Origin of the sequence: Pseudoalteromonas sp. ECSMB14103 (genome assembly GCF_000813065.1) — a bacterium.
Taxonomy (GTDB): Bacteria; Pseudomonadota; Gammaproteobacteria; order Enterobacterales; family Alteromonadaceae; genus Pseudoalteromonas; species Pseudoalteromonas marina.
The window spans coordinates 304831-325496 of sequence record NZ_JWGY01000002.1 but is presented as its reverse complement, the minus strand read 5'-3'; the positions used below and the strand labels follow the sequence as shown (position 1 = coordinate 325496).

The window sequence follows — 20666 nt, the reverse complement described above, 5'->3', positions numbered from 1 at the left end:
GCCACTTTGGTTAAAGTGGCGTTTTTATTTAACCTTTTGCTCTATTTTTATAATATTTAATAACAAGCTCGATGCCTAACAATGATCCACCAATAGCGCCAATTAAATGAGCATCTATTGCAACGGTCGAATTAATAAGCTCACCAATATCAGCACTTGGACCACTCAATTGCTCATATGCTATTTTTACCCAAACACCGATGAATAATAAATACCCCGATTTAAGCCCTTGTGTAATATCTTTTACTGCGCCCCAAATAATAACACCGTGTAACAGCGCGCTTAAACCTGTATAGATATGTATGTCTGGACAATAAAAATACACGCCTAAACCGCACCAAAGCGCTAAAGTGATTGTATTTAGAAAGTACCGGGTAGGGGTAGTATACTCACCATGTAATAACCAAATTAAAAAAATCCCGCTTATATTTAACCCCAAATGGGCCCAATTTGCGTGTACAAATTGGCTAGTAAAAATACGCCAAAGCTCACCTTTGTTAACTAATGTTCGGTTAAATTCTAGTAAACTATTTAAATCAAATGCAGCAAAAATAGTGCTAAAAAGTATCAATAATAAAGGTGGTAAAATATAACGAGGCTGTATAGGTAAATTAAGCATTTTATTGTATTTTTTTAGTATTAATTTTTGCATATTGTGCCCGTTTAACTTTAAGATGCCAATTACCTATTGTAATTAAGTGTTTTTAGTATTTTTTATGCATTTTAAACTTAACTCATTATTTGCTATCGGCTTAGGTGTACTGTCTTTGCCGGTGCTGTCAAAAGAACCCACAAAAGTAGAAGTTCGCGAACCAGAAGCTACCACATCAATTAGTTCTAAGCAGATTGTTGTAGGTGACAAATACATGGTTGCCGCGGCAAATCCGTATGCATCTCAAGCGGGACAGCAAATATTAGCAAAAGGCGGCAGTGCAGTTGATGCAGCAATAGCCACTCAACTTGTTTTAACACTTGTTGAGCCTCAGTCATCGGGTATTGGTGGCGGTACATTTATGATGTACTACAACAAAGCAAATAATAAGTTAACCAGCTTTGATGGAAGAGAAACGGCCCCTAAAAATGCGAATGAAAATTTATTTTTAAATAAGCATGGCAAAGCGGTCAAATGGATTGAAGCCGTTGTAGGCGGTCGTTCTGTAGGTGTACCTGGTGTTCTACATGCCTTTGCAAATGCGCATAAGCACTATGGTTTATTACCTTGGGAACAGCTATTTAAACCGGCTATTGAACTTGCTGAACAAGGGTTTGTTGTATCGCCTCGATTACATGGTTTGTTAGCTCGCCAGCTAAATCCAGGTGTTATGAGTATGCCAGTTATAAATGAATACTTTTACCCAAATGGTAAACTCATTGAGGCCGGTACCGTTAAAAAAAACCAGCCGCTTGCTGATTTATACAAAGCCATAGCTAATGAAGGCATTGATGCGTTTTATAAAGGTGAAAACGCAAAAAAAATGGTAAGTGCGGTACAAAATTCAAAAATTGCACCCGGTAAATTATCTCAGCAAGACCTTGCACAATACAAAAGCAAAGAACGCGATGCTGTTTGTATAAAATACCGTGTTTATAACGTATGTTCTATGGCACCACCAAGTAGTGGCGGTGTGGCTGTTTTACAAATACTAGGGTTACTAGAGCATACAAATATTTCTGCCTTAAACCCTAACAGCGAACAAGCAATTCACTACTTCAGCCAAGCGTCGCGTATTGCCTTTGCCGATAGAAATGTATACATGGGTGACCCAGATTTTACTGAGGTACCAACTCAAGCGCTATTAAACAAAAGCTACATTAAATCACGCGCAACACTCATAACCGAAAAAGATCAGCATGCAGTTGCCGGCGACCCCGTTAACTACTTAAGTTATGCACAAGATGATTCGTATGAACTCCCTTCAACATCGCATGTCTCTATTGTTGATAGCTTTGGTAATGCAGTATCAATGACCAGCTCAATAGAAATGGCATTTGGTTCTACAGTTATGGTTAATGGTTATATTTTAAATAATCAGTTAACCGATTTCTCACTTTCTCCTCGTAAAAACGGTAAGTTAGTTGCTAATCGTGTAGAGCCAGGAAAACGCCCGCGCAGTTCTATGTCACCGGTTATGGTTTTTAATGAAGATGGTAGCTTACGTTTAGTTGTAGGATCTCCTGGTGGTAGCCGCATTATTGACTACGTCGCTCAAGTAGTTGTTGGCGTTTTAGATTGGAATTTATCGATGCAAGAAGCTATTAACCTGCCGCGTACTACTAATCGTAATGATTACACCAGCCTTGAAAAAGGCACCGTTATTGAATCACTTGCACCAGCACTCACTTCACGTGGTCATAAAGTGCGTGTGTTAGACCTAAATTCAGGTTTACATGGCGTTGAAGTGAAAAATAATAAGCTGTATGGCGCAGCCGATCCGCGCCGTGAAGGTGTTGCGTTGTCTGATTTAACTAACAATAACGCCACTTTCAAATTTTAAATTATGTATAATACAAATACGACCTATGTGCGTGTTTGTATTCTCAATGGTCTGACAAGTACTATGTTCATTGCATTTAAATTCTGAGCATTGATAATGACAGATCATAACTTAAGACTCCATTAAAGCCTGGAAATATGACAACAAATACTGATCCTAATTACTTATATATTCATCACTCTGGCCCTGGCCTTATCGAAACGCCATTACTAAACAAGGGCAGTGCGTTTAGTAAAAAAGAGCGCGAAAATTTTAACCTTGCAGGTTTACTTCCTCCACGCTTTGAAACCATCGAAGAGCAAGTTGAACGTTGTTATCAACAATACTCAAGTTTTACCGACAATTTAAATAAGCACATTTATTTACGTGCCATTCAAGATAACAACGAAACGCTTTATTATCGCTTAGTGCGCGATCATCTTGAAGAAATGATGCCAATTATTTACACCCCTACGGTGGGTGATGCCTGTGAAAAGTTTTCGGATATTTACCGCAGCGCACGTGGCTTGTTTATTTCATACGAAGACCGTTACCAAATTGACGACATTTTACGAAATGCCACAAAGGGTAAAGTAAAAGTCATTGTTGTGACCGACGGTGAACGTATATTAGGACTAGGCGACCAAGGTATTGGCGGCATGGGTATTCCTATTGGTAAATTGTCATTGTACACCGCGTGTGGTGGCATAAGCCCAGCATATACTTTGCCAGTCATGCTTGACGTAGGAACCAACAACGAAAAGCTTTTAAATGATCCTATGTATATGGGCGCACGCCATAAACGTATAGCACAAGACGAGTACGATGAGTTTTTAGATCTATTTATTAAAGCGGTAAAACGCCGTTGGCCAAATGTATTGCTTCAATTTGAAGACTTTGCACAACCTAATGCTATGCCGCTTCTTAAGCGCTATCGTGAAGAAATTTGTAGCTTTAACGATGACATTCAAGGCACTGCATCAGTAACAGTTGGCTCTTTATTAGCTGCGTGTCGTGTTAAAGGCTCAACTCTTAGTCAACAAAAAGTTGTATTTGTTGGTGCAGGCTCTGCGGGTTGTGGTATTGCTGAGCAAATTATTAGCCAAATGGTATTTGAAGGTATCTCTGAAGAGCAAGCACGTAGCCAAGTATTTATGGTTGATCGTTTTGGTCTGTTAACTAATGGCATGGAAGGTCTACGCGACTTCCAACAAGCTTTAGCGCAACCAACAGACGCGCTAAATGATTGGACTTACAGTGGTGAATACGCGTCATTGTTAGATGTAATGCATTGTGCAAAACCAGACATACTTATTGGTGTATCGGGTCAGCCAGGTTTGTTTACAGAGCAAGTTATTCGTGCAATGCATTCAACGTGTGAACAACCTATAATTTTCCCGTTAAGTAACCCGTCTAAACAGGTAGAAGCACACCCAGAAGACGTTATTAAGTGGACTGATGGTAAAGCATTAGTTGCAACAGGTAGCCCGTTTGATCCCGTTGAATATAATGGTGAAACTTTCCCAATTCCACAGTGTAACAACAGTTATATTTTCCCTGGTATTGGTTTAGGCGTTATTGCAGCTAAGGCTACACGCATTACAGATGCCATGCTTAGCGTGTCGAGTGAAATGCTTGCTGAGTCTTCACCGCGAGCAAACAGCGGTAAAGGCAGTTTATTACCAGCATTAACAGAAATTGAAACGCTTAGTAAACGCATTGCATTTGCTATTGCTAAAAAAGCGATAGAAGAGGGTGTTGCATTGGAAATTTCTGACGATGCTCTGTGGGCAGCCATTGATAAAAATTATTGGTTACCAAAATACCGTAACTACAAACGTTGCAGCGTTTAAGTAGTATAAGTAATTTTATGTAACCCTGCGTTACAACACATAACAAAAAACAGGCGCTAGCCTGTTTTTTTATGCTTGTTCATTTATTGTTAACCCATTAGGCTCTTTAATAGAGCTAATGCAAATCCGCGATCATACTTAATTAAGCAAATTAGTATAAAACAAAAAGGATTCTATGATGAACACACTAAAACTTTTTCTCGGCAGCACCATAGCATTAAGCACACTTAGTTTTAATGCACTTGCCAGCCCAACACCCGATGCACCACACATATATGTGAAAGGGCAAGCGACACTTACCACCATGCCTGATTATGTACAAATGAGTGTGGGTATCACTGAGGTAAATAAAGACCTAATAGCTGCAAAAAACAAAGCCGATATCACTATGGCAAAAGCCATCAAATTAGTAAAAACGTTAGGCGTTAAAGACACTGACATTAACGCAGGGCAAATAAATATACACCGCGATACTCAATACAATCGCCAAACTGGACAGCAAGAATTTATCGGTTTCAAAATTACCCGAACACTAACGGTCAAACTTACTGATATAAGTAAATACCCTACGTTATTACAAAGTTTGGTTAATAACGGCATAAACCAAATTAACAATACCCAATTTTTAGCTAGCAACTATAACGAGCTTCATAAAAAAGCTCAAAAAATGGCAATACAAGATGCTAAAAAAGCGGCTGAAGAATTAAGCGATGACTTTGATGTGTCGTTAAAAGGACTATATAACGCATCGTTGAGCCCACTTAATGTTCAAACTCAGCCCTATATGCGTGCAAAAGAAATGGTAATGGCGGATAGTGCACCCGGTAATTATGTCCCGGATGCTTATCACAGTGGAGAAATTAAGGTAACGGCATCTAGTTACGCTATTTATTATATTGAGTAGGAATTATTTTGGTGGTGCTCAAAGCGTGCCACCAATTGACTACCTTGTTGCTCATTGATGCGTGTTATAGAATTTAGCATATTACAAATTTCGCGCCTGTCGTACTCGTTAGTCACATTCATGTTTATGTCATCAACAATAGCGAATAAATAATTAAATAAGCTTTCGCGTGCTTTTTCATTATCGTGCGCCACAAATAAAATATTTTTAAATGCTTCTAATACATTTGTCATTACGTAGGCGTCACCTTTTGCATAATGACGAAGCGGCGAAAAGTTATCATGCAGTAACTCATCAAAACTGGTTTCATGTAAATATAAAAGCGGTTTTTTTTCACTGTGCTTAAACGAATAATTTATATCGTTAAGGGATAGGCGCTCAATCAGTAAAATACTCAGCATATCAATTGATTTAACAGCGGTACCTGGATCGTTAATGCCAGGGCTCATAGCTTTTACTGCTATTTCAGATATTTGTGTTAAACCATAGCGGTAGTGGTCGCTAATGTACTCTTCTATATAAAAAATAAAGCAATCTAATATTTTTTCTAAGAGCTCTTCATCGTGGGTTATATCGACATTACATTTTAAAAATGGATAACCTTTTACTGTAAAATATCCTTGGTTAACAGAAATATATAAGTTTATATCGTGCTCTTTTAAAATTGCACACAGTTTATCTGTTTGCACACCCTTATAGTAACCCTCTGTTTTACTGCTTATGGAGTGCCATGTTGAAAAATCAGGAAACTCACTAACAGGGGCCTCTTTTTGTCTTTTGATGATCGCTTTAATTTCTTTTTTAGTCTGGCTAAACAAACCATTGAGGACATTATCGACTTGGATAGCGCGTGAAATAGAATGAATAAAAAATACAAATAACCCTAATGAAATCAAGCCAAAAATTAAAGCAAATAAAACACCTATAGACGGAATTGCAGTGCTGCCGCCTTCTAACTTATTAATATTTATAAGCATGATAATAGAGTAAATGATACTGCCTAAGTAAAAGCCGAGCACCATTTGATGAGACTTTCTAGTAATTAAACCGGGCACAACGCGAGGCGATAGACTCGCACTAGCAGAGTTTAAAACCACCATAACCATAGAAAAACTAAATACAGTCAATGAGATAATACTACCTGCAAGCGTACTTAAAATTGTTCGCGCATTTTCTGCGCTATCAACCAAAACCACTGAGATAAAAGACTTCAACTGCTCAACAGGGGCTAAATATTCAACCGACATTGTAATGATGGCAAAAAACAAAAAACCAACAGAAAGCACAGAAGGGTAAAAGCCAATGCTGTTTATCATTTCACGATAACTATCGGCCACTTTGCGAGGAACAAACATATAATCCCTATGATTGCGTATAAAATATGGCTATCACCTTATCATAGTTGAACTTTAAACTTGTGATAAAGCCGTTAATTTATATGTTATTATCTGCACAGCTTAACACTGCGCTTACTTAATGCGTTTAAAAAAACTAATAGGAACACACTGTGATTATTTCAACATATGCTGCATTACTCGCTTTTTTTTATATTTATTTAAGCTTTAATGTCATAAAAGTTCGCAGAGCAGAGCAAATATCATTAGGTGATAACGGTAATTCAGTTTTACAACGTGCAATTAGAGCACATGCAAACTTTATGGAATATGTACCTTTTGCCGTTATTTTATTATTTTTAGCTGAATACCAAGGTCTAGCCAGTCATTATTGTCACCTTTTAGGCGCATCTTTGTTAATTGGTCGATTTTTTCACAACCTAGGTATAGTAGAAAAAAACTTAAAGTATCGTCAAATAGGGACTGTAGCTACTTTTCTGGTTATGATAATAAGTGCGTTTGTTTTATTACTCACTCGTAATAGCTAATTAAAGTACAGTACATGACTAAAATATTTGTAATAGGCTTACCGAGAACAGGCACAACTAGTGTGTGCCACGCACTACTAGAATTAGGTTTAGCCACCGCACACACAGCATACACAAAAGCTAGCTTTGACCATGCAAAAGCTATTGCCGACACCCCCATATTTACTGATTATGAAATGCTTGATAAGCATTACCCTGGGTCTAAGTTTATATATTTGGAAAGAGAAATTGATGTTTGGTTGCCATCCATTAGGCAATTACTCACACGTATGCATACTAATTTAACACGTGCAGATGGCGGTTTTAATATTCATATAAAACGGTGTTACTTTGATGTTTTTTCTAATTTATCTCTCGAAAACATTAGTGATGATAGTTACTTAGCAGACTGTTACAAGCGCCACCTAAATGCTGCACAGTATTATTTTGAAAAAAGACAAGCTGACTTTTTATCGATTGATATTGCAAAGGCGGGGAGTTATCAAAAAGTATGTGATTTTTTGAACATACAAAGTGATAAAACTGATTTTGATAAAATGAATATGGGCGGAAAAGTCACCGCATGGAACGATATTAAACACCCGTTAAAAATAGAGTCGACAGCAAAAGGGCGCATAGATAAACATTTACCTTACATCTCCCAACTGTAATTATCTAAATTAAGCCTTAAGAGCATTGCTTTACTAAAACCTATTGCGAGATTTTTATTTTCAAATACGTTAAAATTCCCGCATTATTTTTTAAGTAGTATTAATTATGTTTGAATTAAAATACCAAACGCCATTTGAATGGACCGAGGCTGTACTTGCCGACTTTAACACCTTTTTGCAAGATCATGCGGCTGCTGAAAAAAAAGCATCAGGCATGGCTATTTCAATGCTTTCGCATTACCCAGACAAGCGTAAACTTGTAAAAGCAATGACCGATTTAGCACTTGAAGAGCTTATTCATTTTAAACAAGTACTCAAGCTATTAACTGAACGCGACACAACACTGGGTGATGACCAAAAAGATCCGTACATAAAGCAAATTCGTGCTTTATTTAGGCACGGACGTGATGGCTTTTTAATGGATAGGTTATTAGTTGGCGGTGTAATTGAAGCTCGCGGACATGAACGTTTTTCATTAGTTGCGCAAGCATTACCTGAAGGTAAAGAAAAAGAGTTTTATGTAGCCATTGCTAAATCAGAAGAAAAGCACAAAAACTTATTTGTAGAGCTAGCCTACGAATACTTTGACAAAGAAGAAGTAGACGTGCGTTTAGAAGAGTTATTAGTTGCTGAGGCTGAGATTTGTAAAAGCATTCCATTTACAGCGGCACTTCATTAATATTATTTTATTAAATTATAAAACGCAGGCATTTGCCTGCGTTTTTTTATGCCTAGGGTTTATTTAAAATGCATAAATAACTATTGGTAGGGTGCTTATTACCTTTTTATTAACCGATTAACTAGAACGAATAAATTAACAATTAAACACAATACTTAAGTGCTAAATTTACATGTATGCAATTAACTTGTTGAATATATTTATAAAATTAAATATATCTGTAACATAAACTTGTTAGGTTTTTATCCTCATTTATACAGGATAAAACAACAATGAAATCATTTATAAATATATCACTAACCTTAACAAGCTTATTATTAGCTTCAACTGCCAATGCTGCCAATTGCTTAGAAGGTTGTCCAACAGGTTTAAACAACGGTAAAACAATTGAACGTAGTATTTATACTTTAAAAAATAACCGTTACACAAAATTTGCAGATTGGGCAGCATACCAAGTAACGCCCAATACAATGAGCGGGCCATCAAGATCAAGAAGTTGGAAATCAGACCCTGATTTATATTCCCATTATACGCTTGAACCCAGTGACTATACCGATGCATATGCAACAATTAATACTGACCGAGGACATCAGGTTCCATTGGCATCTTTTAGTAATACAGCTGATTGGCGTTTAACAAATTTGCTTTCTAATATTACACCGCAATCTTCAGCATTAAACCAAGGGCCATGGGTTAGACTTGAAACAGCGGTAAGAAATCATGTTGATGATGGAAATAACTTATACGTAGTTACTGGTCCAATGTACGAATATTACTTTGCAGATTTACCACGAGCAAATGAAAACCATACTATACCAAGTGGTTATTTTAAAATTGTAATGAAGCAATCTGGTAACACCATTAAAGCATCAGCATTTATTATGCAGCAAAGTGCTGGGCGCAGAGACAATTTTTGTAATACCCAAGTAAGTATTGATGAAGTTGAAAGTAGAACTGGCATTAATGTTTTACCTAATTTAACGAGTAATCAAGCACAAACAATAGAATCATCCGTATTTGGTTTAGCTAGTGAGTTAGGCTGTAATTAAAATATCTACATTATTAGCGGTATAAATTTATGCCGCTAATCATGATTTAAAATAAATAATAGTGAAATAGTGTAAGCCGCCGTTGGAATTTAGAAAAATATACGCTAGAAATTAGAATGATTAAAATTATGTTAAATAGGATGTTATTATATTTCTCAGTACAATCACTGTGTTTGAGGAATAGGGTATAAATCTTGTTTAACCCTATTAGTATTTATTAAGATGACCAAATCTGAGATTGCTTGGCTCCGGCCAAACGTAGTGCTTGAGTTAACACCTCTTTAGTCACCATTACTTGGTTGTTGTTAGCGAGTACCCAGCCTATTTGCTCCCCTTGCTCCATAGTGAACGCCGCGCGGGCCATACGGCCTTGACTGACTTCATCACCATCGAACACCATGCCGTCCACTTCTACGGTTAATTTATCGAGTAACTTTTGACGATTTAACTTAAAAATAGTACGGGCATAAGGCGCAAGTATTTCCTCAACAGTTTTAACGGCTGGCTGCGCCGGTGCTATGGGTAATGGTTGGGGGTCAACCTCAACTAATGTGCCATCTTCGTGAGCTACAGGCTCCGGCAAGTTTGCGTTGTATTGCTCAACCTCAAGCTTAGCCACTAGGTAATCATAATAGCTTTGCGCCCAATTCCACTGATAGCCCAAGCACACAAGCTCCGCAAATTTATTAATTACCTCTACCGGTTTATTGAGCGCAATTAAGCGCTCAATATCCTGTGTGGTTTTAGTTGCTGGTCGTGGCAATAGCTGTGGTAAGCCTTGCTCGTTTAAAACTGGCTCGTTGTTTTCGTCTAAGACGATAAAGTTTAAAATTTTATTTGTCATTTTTAATCCATCCTAAAGGCTCGATAACTTGGGCATGACCTGACAAAAACAAGTCTCCATTATCATTTACACTAAGGCTATTTCCAGTTCCAGCAACCAAGTGGCCGCTATCTCCCCAAGAATCCCCGTTATGTATTAATTCGTTGAATGTGAAGTTTATAAACACTTGACCGGCTTCTACAAATACTTGAGGTAACAGTTTAGTCGCTCGGCTATTGTTTGATGGAAATTGCAAATTAATATCTTCATGAGTAATGGGTAAAGAAGATTCCGCAAACCTCAAAGAGCCATGCCCCCAAGATAATGATCTTAACGAAATGTCTTTGACCCCACCATAGGCTCCTAGTTGGTTATCTTTAGCAATATTTCCTGATAATGAAAAATGAAGAATTGACCCGTTTTCTTTTAAGTTATTAATAAGTAACTTAATAACTCCAACACCAAAATTTAAAGCATAACTGTTTGACTTTGTAATCTCTTTAGTTAGCTTAGCTTGTGTTGTGTAACTGTAAATCTCTATCCCTGTACCTTGAGCAACTACAGCACTGAACATTTTAGAGTTAACAAAATCTGGTGCCGCACTTACTAAAGTCCAGTTAACGCTGGAGTTTTCTAAATACAAGCGAGGCTTTTCATAGCTCTTAACAAGGGGTTTACTTAGAAATACCTGGTTATTTTGCTCCGTGGAAGAAGGGCAAATATATTCACCATACCAACCATTCTTAAGATCGTCTGATAGTAATATTTCATCGGGTTCCGCTAGAACATCGACACCCAAATACTCTCCAGAAACATTTATACCCGACTTTCGAGTAACAGCAATATATACATCATTACCTGTACCATATAAATTGCTTGAAAATTCGAGATACTCACTATTACCGTTAACCACTTCGCGAGAGGATGAACTTGAACAGGATGTAAATCCTGAGCCTTGAGTACCCTGTGAGTTCACAGTTCCTTTAAATACGCGGCCCAATGTCTTATCTATGACTGTAATATGATCCCCCGCACTAAGTGATAACTCACTAGGATCTACATATACAGCTATTGAGTCAGTCTCTTGAAATATGGCATATTGCCTTGACGCATCCGAGCTACTACCCCCGCCCAACCAAGGAGCGGTTTTAATAAATGTTTGGGGTAAATTTTCGACCCCGCGATACTGGCCAGAAAATATACTAGCTAGCTTTTTTTCAATCTCCGACTTTCCTATTGGCTTTGCGGAGTAACGCATATCACGACAAAAACCACCCGCGCCACTGCTGTAAATACAGTCGAAATAGCGCCCATCAGGACGACCAGATTGCTTTGTATCTATCTTAGCGTAACCCCACACTCGACTGGGGTGCCCCCCAATCTCAAAACAACCTGAGCGGGTTGTAAACGTATAGGAATCAACCTCATACCAGTTGAAGGCCGCACCACTAACGCCGTTGTTATGTCGAGACTTGCCTGACCCCATCGGATTTAGTGATGGATGGTATAGACCTTGATTCAGCCTATTTACTGTGCCAATAACGAACATGTAGCATTGCCCATCTTCAGCTACATTATCTTGTACTGAGTTCCAGCCCGATGATGTTGCAATATACACCCCCTTGTGAGCGTGTCTTTCTCCTAATACTTTATAAGAAGGTGAAAAGTTAGTTGCTTGGGAGCCATTAGATTGATAAAAACCTCCGTTGCTTTGCCCTCCCGTTGGATTTTCGTTTTTAATTCCTTGGGGCATTATTTGAGAAGTGTAGGGAGCAACCACACCATCAAAAGCTAGCGCACCCGACACGCCTCCGCTATGATAAACCTCACTGTTAATTGATTTCCAAGAGCCGTTACCCACACCAGCAAAGATAAGAAAACGTAAACACCATTGATAAAAATAGCCATCAGCATCATTAAACCAAATTTTGTTGTCTGGATCTGAGGCTAAAATTCGCTTAGTAGACAAGCTTGCTTCATCCCAATTAACACCTCTGCCACAGGTTAAATTATCACCTTTGTGCATTGCAAAGTAAGACTGAGGTCTTACATTATCTTGAGTAGTTCCAACGCCGCTCATATTTGTAGCTACACTTTGAATAGCACCATCAGGGTAAACAAAAGGATCATCATTCGTTATTTTCCGTAAGAACACTTCGCATGTAATTAAATCCTCGCGGTCAGTTACAACTTTATTGGTGTCGGTTTCACTAGCAAAAGCAATTTCCGCCGTTGCGTGAGTAACCGACACTTTAGAGGTTGAGTCATAAGTTCTTACTCCTGCTTCGGCCTCGGGAAATTTAAAGCACACACGCTCTACTGCGCTTTCAGACCCGATAGATCGTAACTTGAACCTATTACCAATTATGTTTATCTCAGGATTTGCCGAGTCACTATTGCCAACCTCATCGCCAAAATTACGCCCCCAACCTAACGTATTCGGCGTTGTCTCCATAGTGTAAAGACCCTCGGAAATTAGTTCTTCCGTTGGGCTTGATAATAGATTTCCCTTACCGTAAGTTATAACGCCGCTTGCAGAAAAAATGGATCTAGTCGCTAGCTGATTGGCAATATATTGACCTTTACGCATGGCCCATGGGTAGGGATGGTAAGCGTCTAGTTGAGCTTGTGCTTCACTTTCAATTTGCTTAAGTGTTTTTACTGTGGTGGTTGTGCCATCAATATTTACAAAATTGACCGTCCCGGTTTTGGTTTGCCAATCTTGCATGGCGGCAAAGTTATCATTAACCAGCAAGTTAGCATTTTTAAGTGCATCGGCCACGGCTTTGTATTCTGCCGTACTGGGTAGCACAATCGCCGGTTGGTTGTTTTTGTTACCTTGGCCCCAGTCTTTGGTTAGCTCAATAACATGTTTGTCGTTGTCGTTAATATAGGTTCGTTTAATCGCTACGGGGTCACTCCCTGTAACAAATAAAAAGTCACCTTGGCGGACGTTTTCAGGGCTTTCGCCGCTTTCGATAACCACGGATTTTTTGCCGTTGGCTATTGTGATTTGTGAGGCAGAATACTCAGCCATAATTAATCCTCTAAATGTTTAACCATTACTCACTTGCCGCTAACGACAGGTAGTGACCGGTTTTAGTTGTTGAAAAAAAGTTAGTTAATGAAGCGCGAACTCGGTATTGCTGATATCCCGAGCCTGGGGTTTCTATTTCAGTAAATGACACATTTGAATTGGTTGTAGAGCGATAAGGTATATTACGTTCACCCCTAGATTCTAAATCGTAGTGCCCGTTCTGACAGTTGTAGGTACCGCTAAACGTTTTACTTCTAACACTTGTCCAAGAACCATTTACGTTTCTTTCTAAATAAACAGTCCCACTAACGGCGGTCATAGTGGGTGCTACTGGACACTCAACGGTTTCAGGCTCACCTCTTTGTGGCCCCTCTATTTGTCTGAAATGGGTGTAACTAACTGCAAAATTAATGTTGTTGCCGTTACTCGTGAAAGCCAACTCTACAGTTGGGGAGCTTGTATGCTGCGAGGTTGATACGCTATTAGAGATAGCCCCTGATATAAACGTGCCTACCGTAAAGCTATTGGCGTTTCGGTCTTTCCACTCTTTTGCGTTAGCTTTAGTTAAGCTATCAAGGTCAGGGAGGCTATTTTTATAAATTTTTGGGCCCATCCAGTACCATAAGTCATCAGGACCAAAACCACTGGCTAGCTCTATTTTCATAAAGTTATCACCAATTAAGTCAATACGGGGTGACTCAATACGCGTTCCGGCACGCAATACGTTACCATCTAGCGTGTCTTCAATCATGGCACTACCATGTACGTAAAGTGTGTAGTTTTCCCAACTTGAACCGTTAAAGCGTTTAGTGGTTTGTACCTTTGGGTCGCTGGTTTTATAAATGGTTACGAGGTCGTGCATTACGGGGGCACTGGGTAAAGCTGCATTGGCGGTTGAGTCGTACCAAATACCGTTGGCAGTGGCCACTTGAACAGATACGGAGCCACGCGTTCCATCGACCCCATTGTTACCATCTTGGCCATCGTTACCGTCGTTACCGTCGTTACCGTCGTTACCGTCGTTACCATCGGCGCCTTTAAAGCGCGACCATGTGTAATCGGCAGGGTTTGTTGACTCCGTTGCGGTGGTTTTATTAACCGCAATGCCAATGTACTGTGTATTTTCGTTAGGTGTTTGGTACATTCCTGTGCCACTGAGGTTGTTGCTATAAGCAATCCATGTGTACGTTGTTTGACCATCGGCCCCTTTTGCACCTGGTATGCCGTCGGTACCATCCTCACCTTTAATTTTTGACCACTGGTAATCGGCTGGGTTTGTTGATTCCGTTGCGGTGGTTTTATTGTAAGCAAACCCGATATACTCTTTATTTGTAGGGGTGTTACTAAGCCCTGAACCGCTGGTGTTGTCGGCGTACTTTATCCATGTGTAAGTTGTTTGGCCATCAGCCCCTTTTGCCCCTGGTATGCCGTCGGTACCATCTTTGCCATCCTTACCGTCCTTACCATCAGCACCATCTTGAGCGCGTATATCTTCAAGGCTTTCAACGGTGTGACCATCACCCAAAACCATGCGGCCTTTAAAAGTATGCACGGGATTTGCGGGGTCGGTGTTGTCAATGTATGACGTAGGCACAAACACATCGTTAACCATAACACCGTGGCGGATCACATCGGCTACTAAGTCTAAGTTGCCTGTTTCGCCATCGTTGTAACCGGCTACACTCACGGCACGGCCGTTATTGTCGAGCACCCACCCACCGCGGGCTACAAGCTCACCATTTACTTTTTTAAAGACTTGCTTAAGTTCTTTAATGCTTGCAGTGCTGTCACCATCACTAATTTGTAAATTAGATATGTATTCAGCTAAGGGACCTTGCACCCATGATCCACCATCGGCCACACAGGCAATAGAATCACTTTCATTGGTAATATTGCCCTCAGCGTCAACACAATAACCCACCGCTGTACGGGTGAACTCTTGCGCCGTGGCGATAGCTTCACTTTTTGCCGCCTCCGTGTCGGTGTTAATTTTGCTGGTAAGCGTTTGCTCAAGCGTGGTAAACGCTTGGTTTTGGCTTGCAAAGGTTTCGGCTACGTCATCAAAGCTCGATATTGTATCGGCAACAAACGATTCAAACTCTTGGTCGCGTAGGGTGTTGGCTTCATCAATAGTTGCAATGGCCGTGGTTACGTCGCTAAAGCGGGCTGTTACGGCTTCAAATGTTGCAAGGTAGCGTTCATCACGCACTACGGTTGCTTGCTTTTCATTAGCCACAATTTGATTTAGTACGGTTATTTGGCCGCTGGCGTGGTTAAATAACGCGGCAAGTTCTAGTGTTTGGCTTGCTTGGGCTTCAAGTTCTGTTGTTTTAGCTTGTAATTCGCTTTGGGCAACAGCTAGTTTTACACCCGCTTGGGTTAACTCGTTATTTTTTAGTAGCTGATTAACTGAGCTAATAACGTCGTTTAAATTTGCCTCTTGCAAGTCAAGTTCCAACCCTTGAACTTGCACTATGTTTTGGCTAATGGTGCCGTTAAGTGCGTCGAGTGTTTGTTCAACGTTCGCAAATTTAGCGTCTACGCCATCTTCGGCGGCATTAAAGGCGGTGATCTGACTTGCAATGTACGCCTCGGCACCATTAATAAACTGTTGCGCGTTGTTGGCTTTTTCAAGCGTACCGTTTTCATCAAACGTTTGAAGCGTTGCGCTTACTTGGTAAGTGGTATCAAATGTGTTAACGATGGCATTAACGTTTGATTGCGTTTGATAGCCAAGCTGGTTTACCCATGTTGTGGTGGCATACTGCGCCATGATACCCGCTGCCGCATTAATGTCGTTTTCAAGTTCAGTTGTACGGGCGGTTATATCGTTTAGTGCTAAATCGTTAGCGCCGCGTTTACCCACTTCAATAAAATCAATATCACAGAACCCTAAATTTAGCTCAAGCGATGTAATCTCACCGGTGTAACCGCTTGTGCCTGTGGCATCGACTTGTAAGGTTTGCCATTCATTATTGTTAGGGGCTGGTACGTTAATGACCGCCGCGCCATTATTTGTTTTTATTTCACCTATCCATTGCTGGGCGCTGTGTAAGCGTACACGCAACCTAAACATGGGGTTTTCGTCTGCGATGTAGTTAATTGAAGGCGAATTAATAGCAGCGGTTGCTACAATATACCCTTGGGCGTTGTGGCTATCTACATTACTAAACCCCTCGTCATTGCTATTAAACTGCCAACTATAAGCGGGTCTTAATGATTCTATAGCACCCGCTATCTCGCTTTGCATTTCACTAAATGTGGCTCGCTGTGTTATTTGCCCAGCTTGTACTAATAGCGCGGCCTCAGCTTTACTTAAGCGGGTGTTGCTTTGAGAAATGCGGTTAGCCTGCAGTTCAATGCTTGCGTTTACACCGTCAATTAATACGTTAGCCTCAGTAAATGCCTCGTCTGTGTATGCAAAGGCGCGGTTTACAATGGTGCCGCTTTCAGGGTCTATATACACGGCCGCGTCGATTAATCGCTCGTTACCTAATTGGCGCCGCTCGTAGTTTTGACGCCAGTTGGTGTAATTGGCTGATAAATCAAACACGCCTTGCTCTATGTCGGTGCGGGCTTGGCGCTCTAAATTTAGCTCGTTTACGGTGCGGGCCAGTACGTCGGGTATATTGTTTTCGGTATCAGGGCGCAGGCGATCAACTTGCTGATTCATATCCTCAATGAGTGTTTGTGCATCTTCGCTTAGCTGGGTTAATTCAACATTGTTAATGTACTTGGTTAAATCAACAGTGGTTGTGGTGGCTGTTACATCAACCCAATCACTTGCGCCCAGGTGATTTACACTGCGCACTCTAAATTTATATTCAGTCTCACTTTTTAAGCCAATGCGGTTATAAATCTGTGCCTGCACACGTTCGCCGCTTTGCGGTTGTTCAGCTGCTCCCAAAAACTCCCATTCAAACGCGGTACCAATGCCTGCAGCGGCAATGTTAGCGGTTAAGGTAATTTGGTTATAATCAGCCGTTATATACACAGTCGGCAAAGTAGGAGCCAGCACACTAAATTGTACAGTAACAAGCAATGAGCGTTGGCCGAATATGTTTTTTGCACTAATGCGAGCTGTGTATTCACCCAATTGTAAGTCAGGAATGGTTACTTGGGTGTAGGTAACAGAGGTTTTAAATACCTGCTCATCAGCCACAGTATTAATAAACTCAACATCGTATTCGTTTACTGCAAGCGGGGTTGGGTGATTCCACTTTATTGTACCATTGCCGTCGCCATCTACCGTTACCCGTACATCAAAAATGGGCTGCGGTTTACCCACTAAATAGTCGCTATTTGGTGTTAAATCTTGCGCGCCTGGTACAAGGTTATCGGCCCATAAATCGGGACCATCCTCAACACACATTAAGGTCACACCACCATCTAATCTAAAGCGGCGCTCTGTTACACGGTAAACCTTATTATTTATAGATTCGCCAGGTAAGTTTAAGAACACAGTTCGGCCAACAGCTGCAACTAAGCCTTTGTGTTTTAGGGGTAACTCTATTTCACCTAAACGTGTTTGTTCTAAGTGTATTGTCGCTAGGCGTTGTGCTGTAGTACTACTACGTACAAAGGGGAGAGATATAGACTTTTCTAAAATTTGATTATCAATAGCCTGATACCCAGCAGACACAACAGGTGGTGCATCTGTACGGTCATAGTTTTGTTCGGGGTCGGTAAACGTAGCACGCACAACATTGGCACGCTCTCGTAAATCAGCATGCCATTTAATTTTAATATTACCGTGAACATCATAAGCATCAATGGTGTAGGTTGGTTCGCCATACCAAGCACCAACACGTACATACCACTGACCCATTTGCCTAAATATTTTACCTGCAAAACACGCTTCAAGCTGGCCTAAAACTTCAAGTGGCTTTGAGCTAAATGTAAAGCTACCATTGGTGGTGTAGCGCGGCTCGGTGGTAACAACGCCCTCAACGTCAGTAAATTCGGCATCTTCATCACACACGTTAATGGCAGCAATCCACCACTGTAACGGTAAACGTTCAAAAGGAACCTCATGGGCTCCATAAAAACGCACATAGTGCAGGGCGCACAGTACGGCGTTTTGGCTCCATTGCCAGGTACTTTCATCGTCAGGGTTTTGACTTGTATCGCGCGGGTCCCACACCCGGGCACCCCGTATCAAAAAGCCCATATCGTTTATGCCATCTTCAAACACTTCACGATTATTTTCCATTTCAATAAACACATAACTTTGGCCAAATCCAACATGTTCACTCGTCCATCCCGCCATTTTAGCCACCGCTTTCGCGTTAGCTGTGGTTTGGCGGCCATCGCTTAAAGAGTAATCCCAACTTTCTCGTGGGTAATCAGTGAGCTTTTTATCAGCAATGTAAATCTCTTCAAGGGCATCAATAGGGGCACCATTAATCAATACAATTAACTGCATCCATTTTTTACCACCTTTTTCAACTTCCGCTTGGTGGGCAATAACACCGCCAACACGGTCACGGCCAAAGGTAATGCGGCGGGGTTGGTCTATGCCTTTCTGTAAACCTTGGCCAAGCGTGGCTAACTCTTTTTCAGGCACATCAGGTGATAGTGAGTCCCAAAGCGCACCCAGCCCTGTTACTTCAAATATGCTGTCTACAACATTTACAACCGTATCAACTACCTTAGACATTTCGCGGCTCCAATGGGTAAGCCGCTTTTACCGTGTCCATTGGTAACGTCACTAAGCCATTTTCGCCAACACATACCACCGAGTTAACGGTTACAATGCCGCCTACATGCTCGTCTTTAAACTCAACTAAAGCCAAGTCACCACGTCGCGCATAGTTAATAGGTATAGCGGGGTTTAAACGGTCTTTAAACACGCTTTCAACATCATTTAAACCACGTTTAAATAGTTGTTTAAATGCACCTCTTTTAGTGCAGTATTTACCCCTAAAATCGTCAGCTACATCATTGCCGGTTGCAAATAGCACCCAATCGGCTACCAATAAGCAGCAATCGTTTTCACCCCATTTAAAGGGTTCACAATTGCGGCTACTTATAAAGGCAGAAAGTTTAGCGGCGGTTGCGCTCATCGCGAGGGCCTCCTATGTAATTACCTGGTTGTGTGTCTGGGAGGTTCTGTTTATTGGCATTAGCTTGCTCACTAAAAAATACATCGCCTGGGTAAAGGGCTTTTTGGGTCGCATCATTCCAACGTTGGTGTAACCGTGCGTCTTTCCAGCGCTCACTTTCACCCGCAACACTCAGTTGTACTTGCGATACATCGCCGCGCTCTACATCACACGCCACAATGTAGCCGCTTTCAAGCAACTGGCTTTGGCTAACACGGTAATATTCATCAACGGTAACAAGGTAAATTTCGCAGGCCTGGCTTATCGGGTCGTTCTCGGCCACTTCGGCTAAAATTGCCTGATCTTGAGTGTGCAAGGTTAAACGAATGCGGGCGCTGTCGTTATTATCATTAGCGGGTATTTCACTCACAGTGCCAAGCATGCCCACACCATGCCAAGTTAAATTAGCAAAGCGGCGCTCGCCGACACCTGTGTGAAGCAATACATCGCCACTTTTAAGCGCGAGTCGCACAAAAAAGCGAGCGCGGCCACTGGTGGCTAAATCCGCAAGTAACTCTGAGTTTAAACTCTCCATTAAAACGCCTCACGCCCTTTAATTTTCCAGCTTGTAACTAGGCCATTTTTATACTGGGCACTGGCAAGCCCTTGTTTGTTATCAGCCAAACGGAATAAGCCAACCGGTTTTTTAAAGGTAATTAGGGTATTGTCTGCAGGTATTTTACGCAGTGGGGATTCAAATATTACTGTGGCACGGCCAAGTGAGTCAGTTACTAAATCTTGGGTTAATACTTTAAGTTCGGTGTTTTGGCCACCACCCACTTGCATACGTTCTCCAACAACATGCAAGGTTTGGTTAGCGGGTAGGCCATCAATGTTTAAAATATTGCCGTCTTGGTTTGCACCACGCACATAGCCCACAAAATCTTTATCTAGCTGTTCACGACGGTAATCAATTAACGTAAACGTGCCCACTTGGCCGCGTAAGCTAGCAATAAAGCCATCAAGAGCGAGGGCATCGCGCTCAGGCACATTGGCAAGTTCAATTTCAAATTCCCAGTAAGCACCCTCCAGGTCGTAAACCTCAGTTGCATTATTGGCTTTGTTTAAATGTATTTGGCTATTGGGCACTAACGTAAAGTTAGAAAGTTTAGGCCGTTTGGGTAGGGGGAGTGGTTGCATCGTTACCAAGTTTCATAATAAAACACTGGTAACGAGTATAAAATTTAAGGGGCAATCTCTCGGCTGGAAAG

The 20666-nt window shown here is 41.0% G+C and carries 15 protein-coding genes; 7 read left to right on the top strand and 8 right to left on the bottom strand.

Translation table 11 applies throughout. The features are described from left to right. Nucleotides 1–28 precede the first annotated feature (28 nt). A complete protein-coding gene (rrtA, locus tag RF53_RS06560) occupies nt 29–652 on the bottom strand; it encodes a rhombosortase (protein WP_235420601.1) in 624 nt (207 codons plus the stop codon). Nucleotides 653–716: 64 nt separating this feature from the next. On the opposite strand from rrtA, the gene ggt reads away from it, so the two are divergent. From ggt to RF53_RS06545, 3 genes are all read left to right on the top strand, one after another. Further along, complete coding sequence (gene ggt / locus RF53_RS06555) at nt 717–2495, top strand: gamma-glutamyltransferase (protein ID WP_039037023.1); 1779 nt, start codon at nt 717–719, stop codon at nt 2493–2495. A gap of 137 nt (nt 2496–2632) precedes the next feature. Then, on the top strand, nt 2633–4327 hold the full coding sequence (locus RF53_RS06550; protein ID WP_008133030.1) for an NAD-dependent malic enzyme: 1695 nt from the start codon (nt 2633–2635) through the stop codon (nt 4325–4327). Nucleotides 4328–4505: 178 nt separating this feature from the next. After that, the gene (locus tag RF53_RS06545) at nt 4506–5231 is read left to right on the top strand and encodes an SIMPL domain-containing protein (protein WP_039037022.1); all 726 of its coding nucleotides are present in this window, start codon (nt 4506–4508) and stop codon (nt 5229–5231) included. On the opposite strand, the gene RF53_RS06540 is transcribed toward RF53_RS06545, so the two are convergent. Continuing rightward, entirely contained in the window at nt 5219–6586 is a 1368-nt protein-coding gene (locus tag RF53_RS06540) for a DUF2254 domain-containing protein (RefSeq protein WP_039037021.1), read from the bottom strand. The two genes, RF53_RS06545 and RF53_RS06540, sit on opposite strands and share 13 nt — an antisense overlap. Before the next feature lie 152 nt (nt 6587–6738). On the opposite strand from RF53_RS06540, the gene RF53_RS06535 reads away from it, so the two are divergent. From RF53_RS06535 to RF53_RS06520, 4 genes are all read left to right on the top strand, one after another. Then, nucleotides 6739–7113 carry an MAPEG family protein gene (locus RF53_RS06535; RefSeq protein ID WP_006792956.1) on the top strand — a complete coding sequence of 125 codons (375 nt, stop codon included), beginning with the start codon at nt 6739–6741 and terminating at the stop codon, nt 7111–7113. Between the two features lie 14 nt (nt 7114–7127). Next, on the top strand, nt 7128–7763 hold the full coding sequence (locus RF53_RS06530) for a sulfotransferase (protein ID WP_039037020.1): 636 nt from the start codon (nt 7128–7130) through the stop codon (nt 7761–7763). Between the two features lie 106 nt (nt 7764–7869). Beyond that, a complete protein-coding gene (locus RF53_RS06525; protein ID WP_008133023.1) occupies nt 7870–8442 on the top strand; it encodes a tRNA-(ms[2]io[6]A)-hydroxylase in 573 nt (190 codons plus the stop codon). A gap of 272 nt (nt 8443–8714) precedes the next feature. Next, on the top strand, nt 8715–9491 hold the full coding sequence (locus RF53_RS06520; protein ID WP_039037019.1) for a DNA/RNA non-specific endonuclease: 777 nt from the start codon (nt 8715–8717) through the stop codon (nt 9489–9491). Between the two features lie 217 nt (nt 9492–9708). Here RF53_RS06520 and RF53_RS19100 read toward each other — a convergent pair whose 3' ends face one another. The 6 genes from RF53_RS19100 to RF53_RS06490 all read right to left on the bottom strand — a co-directional run bounded on the left by RF53_RS19100 (nt 9709) and on the right by RF53_RS06490 (nt 20595). Further along, entirely contained in the window at nt 9709–10335 is a 627-nt protein-coding gene (locus RF53_RS19100) for a DUF4376 domain-containing protein (protein ID WP_052242867.1), read from the bottom strand. Continuing rightward, the gene (locus tag RF53_RS06510; protein ID WP_152607094.1) at nt 10325–13300 is read right to left on the bottom strand and encodes a hypothetical protein; all 2976 of its coding nucleotides are present in this window, start codon (nt 13298–13300) and stop codon (nt 10325–10327) included. The genes RF53_RS19100 and RF53_RS06510 overlap by 11 nt, the downstream gene beginning before the upstream one ends. Before the next feature lie 76 nt (nt 13301–13376). Then, nucleotides 13377–19010, bottom strand: a complete 5634-nt coding sequence (locus tag RF53_RS06505; RefSeq protein WP_039037017.1) for a phage tail protein — start codon at nt 19008–19010, stop codon at nt 13377–13379. After that, complete coding sequence (locus RF53_RS06500) at nt 19003–19416, bottom strand: DUF6950 family protein (RefSeq protein WP_039037016.1); 414 nt, start codon at nt 19414–19416, stop codon at nt 19003–19005. The genes RF53_RS06505 and RF53_RS06500 overlap by 8 nt, the downstream gene beginning before the upstream one ends. Next, on the bottom strand, nt 19397–19990 hold the full coding sequence (locus RF53_RS06495) for a hypothetical protein (protein ID WP_039037015.1): 594 nt from the start codon (nt 19988–19990) through the stop codon (nt 19397–19399). Before RF53_RS06495 ends, RF53_RS06500 begins: the two co-directional genes overlap by 20 nt. Beyond that, on the bottom strand, nt 19990–20595 hold the full coding sequence (locus tag RF53_RS06490) for a hypothetical protein (RefSeq protein ID WP_052242866.1): 606 nt from the start codon (nt 20593–20595) through the stop codon (nt 19990–19992). The genes RF53_RS06495 and RF53_RS06490 overlap by 1 nt, the downstream gene beginning before the upstream one ends. Nucleotides 20596–20666 lie beyond the last annotated feature (71 nt).

Coding starts and splice junctions, on each gene's coding strand:
- RF53_RS19100 (WP_052242867.1), bottom strand. CDS start 10,335: ATGACAAATAAAATTTTAAACTTTATCGTCTTAGACGAAAACAACGAG.
- RF53_RS06500 (WP_039037016.1), bottom strand. CDS start 19,416: ATGAGCGCAACCGCCGCTAAACTTTCTGCCTTTATAAGTAGCCGCAAT.
- RF53_RS06545 (WP_039037022.1), top strand. CDS start 4,506: ATGAACACACTAAAACTTTTTCTCGGCAGCACCATAGCATTAAGCACA.
- RF53_RS06505 (WP_039037017.1), bottom strand. CDS start 19,010: ATGTCTAAGGTAGTTGATACGGTTGTAAATGTTGTAGACAGCATATTT.
- RF53_RS06520 (WP_039037019.1), top strand. CDS start 8,715: ATGAAATCATTTATAAATATATCACTAACCTTAACAAGCTTATTATTA.
- RF53_RS06550 (WP_008133030.1), top strand. CDS start 2,633: ATGACAACAAATACTGATCCTAATTACTTATATATTCATCACTCTGGC.
- RF53_RS06525 (WP_008133023.1), top strand. CDS start 7,870: ATGTTTGAATTAAAATACCAAACGCCATTTGAATGGACCGAGGCTGTA.
- RF53_RS06530 (WP_039037020.1), top strand. CDS start 7,128: ATGACTAAAATATTTGTAATAGGCTTACCGAGAACAGGCACAACTAGT.
- rrtA (WP_235420601.1), bottom strand. CDS start 652: ATGCAAAAATTAATACTAAAAAAATACAATAAAATGCTTAATTTACCT.
- RF53_RS06490 (WP_052242866.1), bottom strand. CDS start 20,595: ATGCAACCACTCCCCCTACCCAAACGGCCTAAACTTTCTAACTTTACG.
- ggt (WP_039037023.1), top strand. CDS start 717: ATGCATTTTAAACTTAACTCATTATTTGCTATCGGCTTAGGTGTACTG.
- RF53_RS06495 (WP_039037015.1), bottom strand. CDS start 19,990: ATGGAGAGTTTAAACTCAGAGTTACTTGCGGATTTAGCCACCAGTGGC.
- RF53_RS06540 (WP_039037021.1), bottom strand. CDS start 6,586: ATGTTTGTTCCTCGCAAAGTGGCCGATAGTTATCGTGAAATGATAAAC.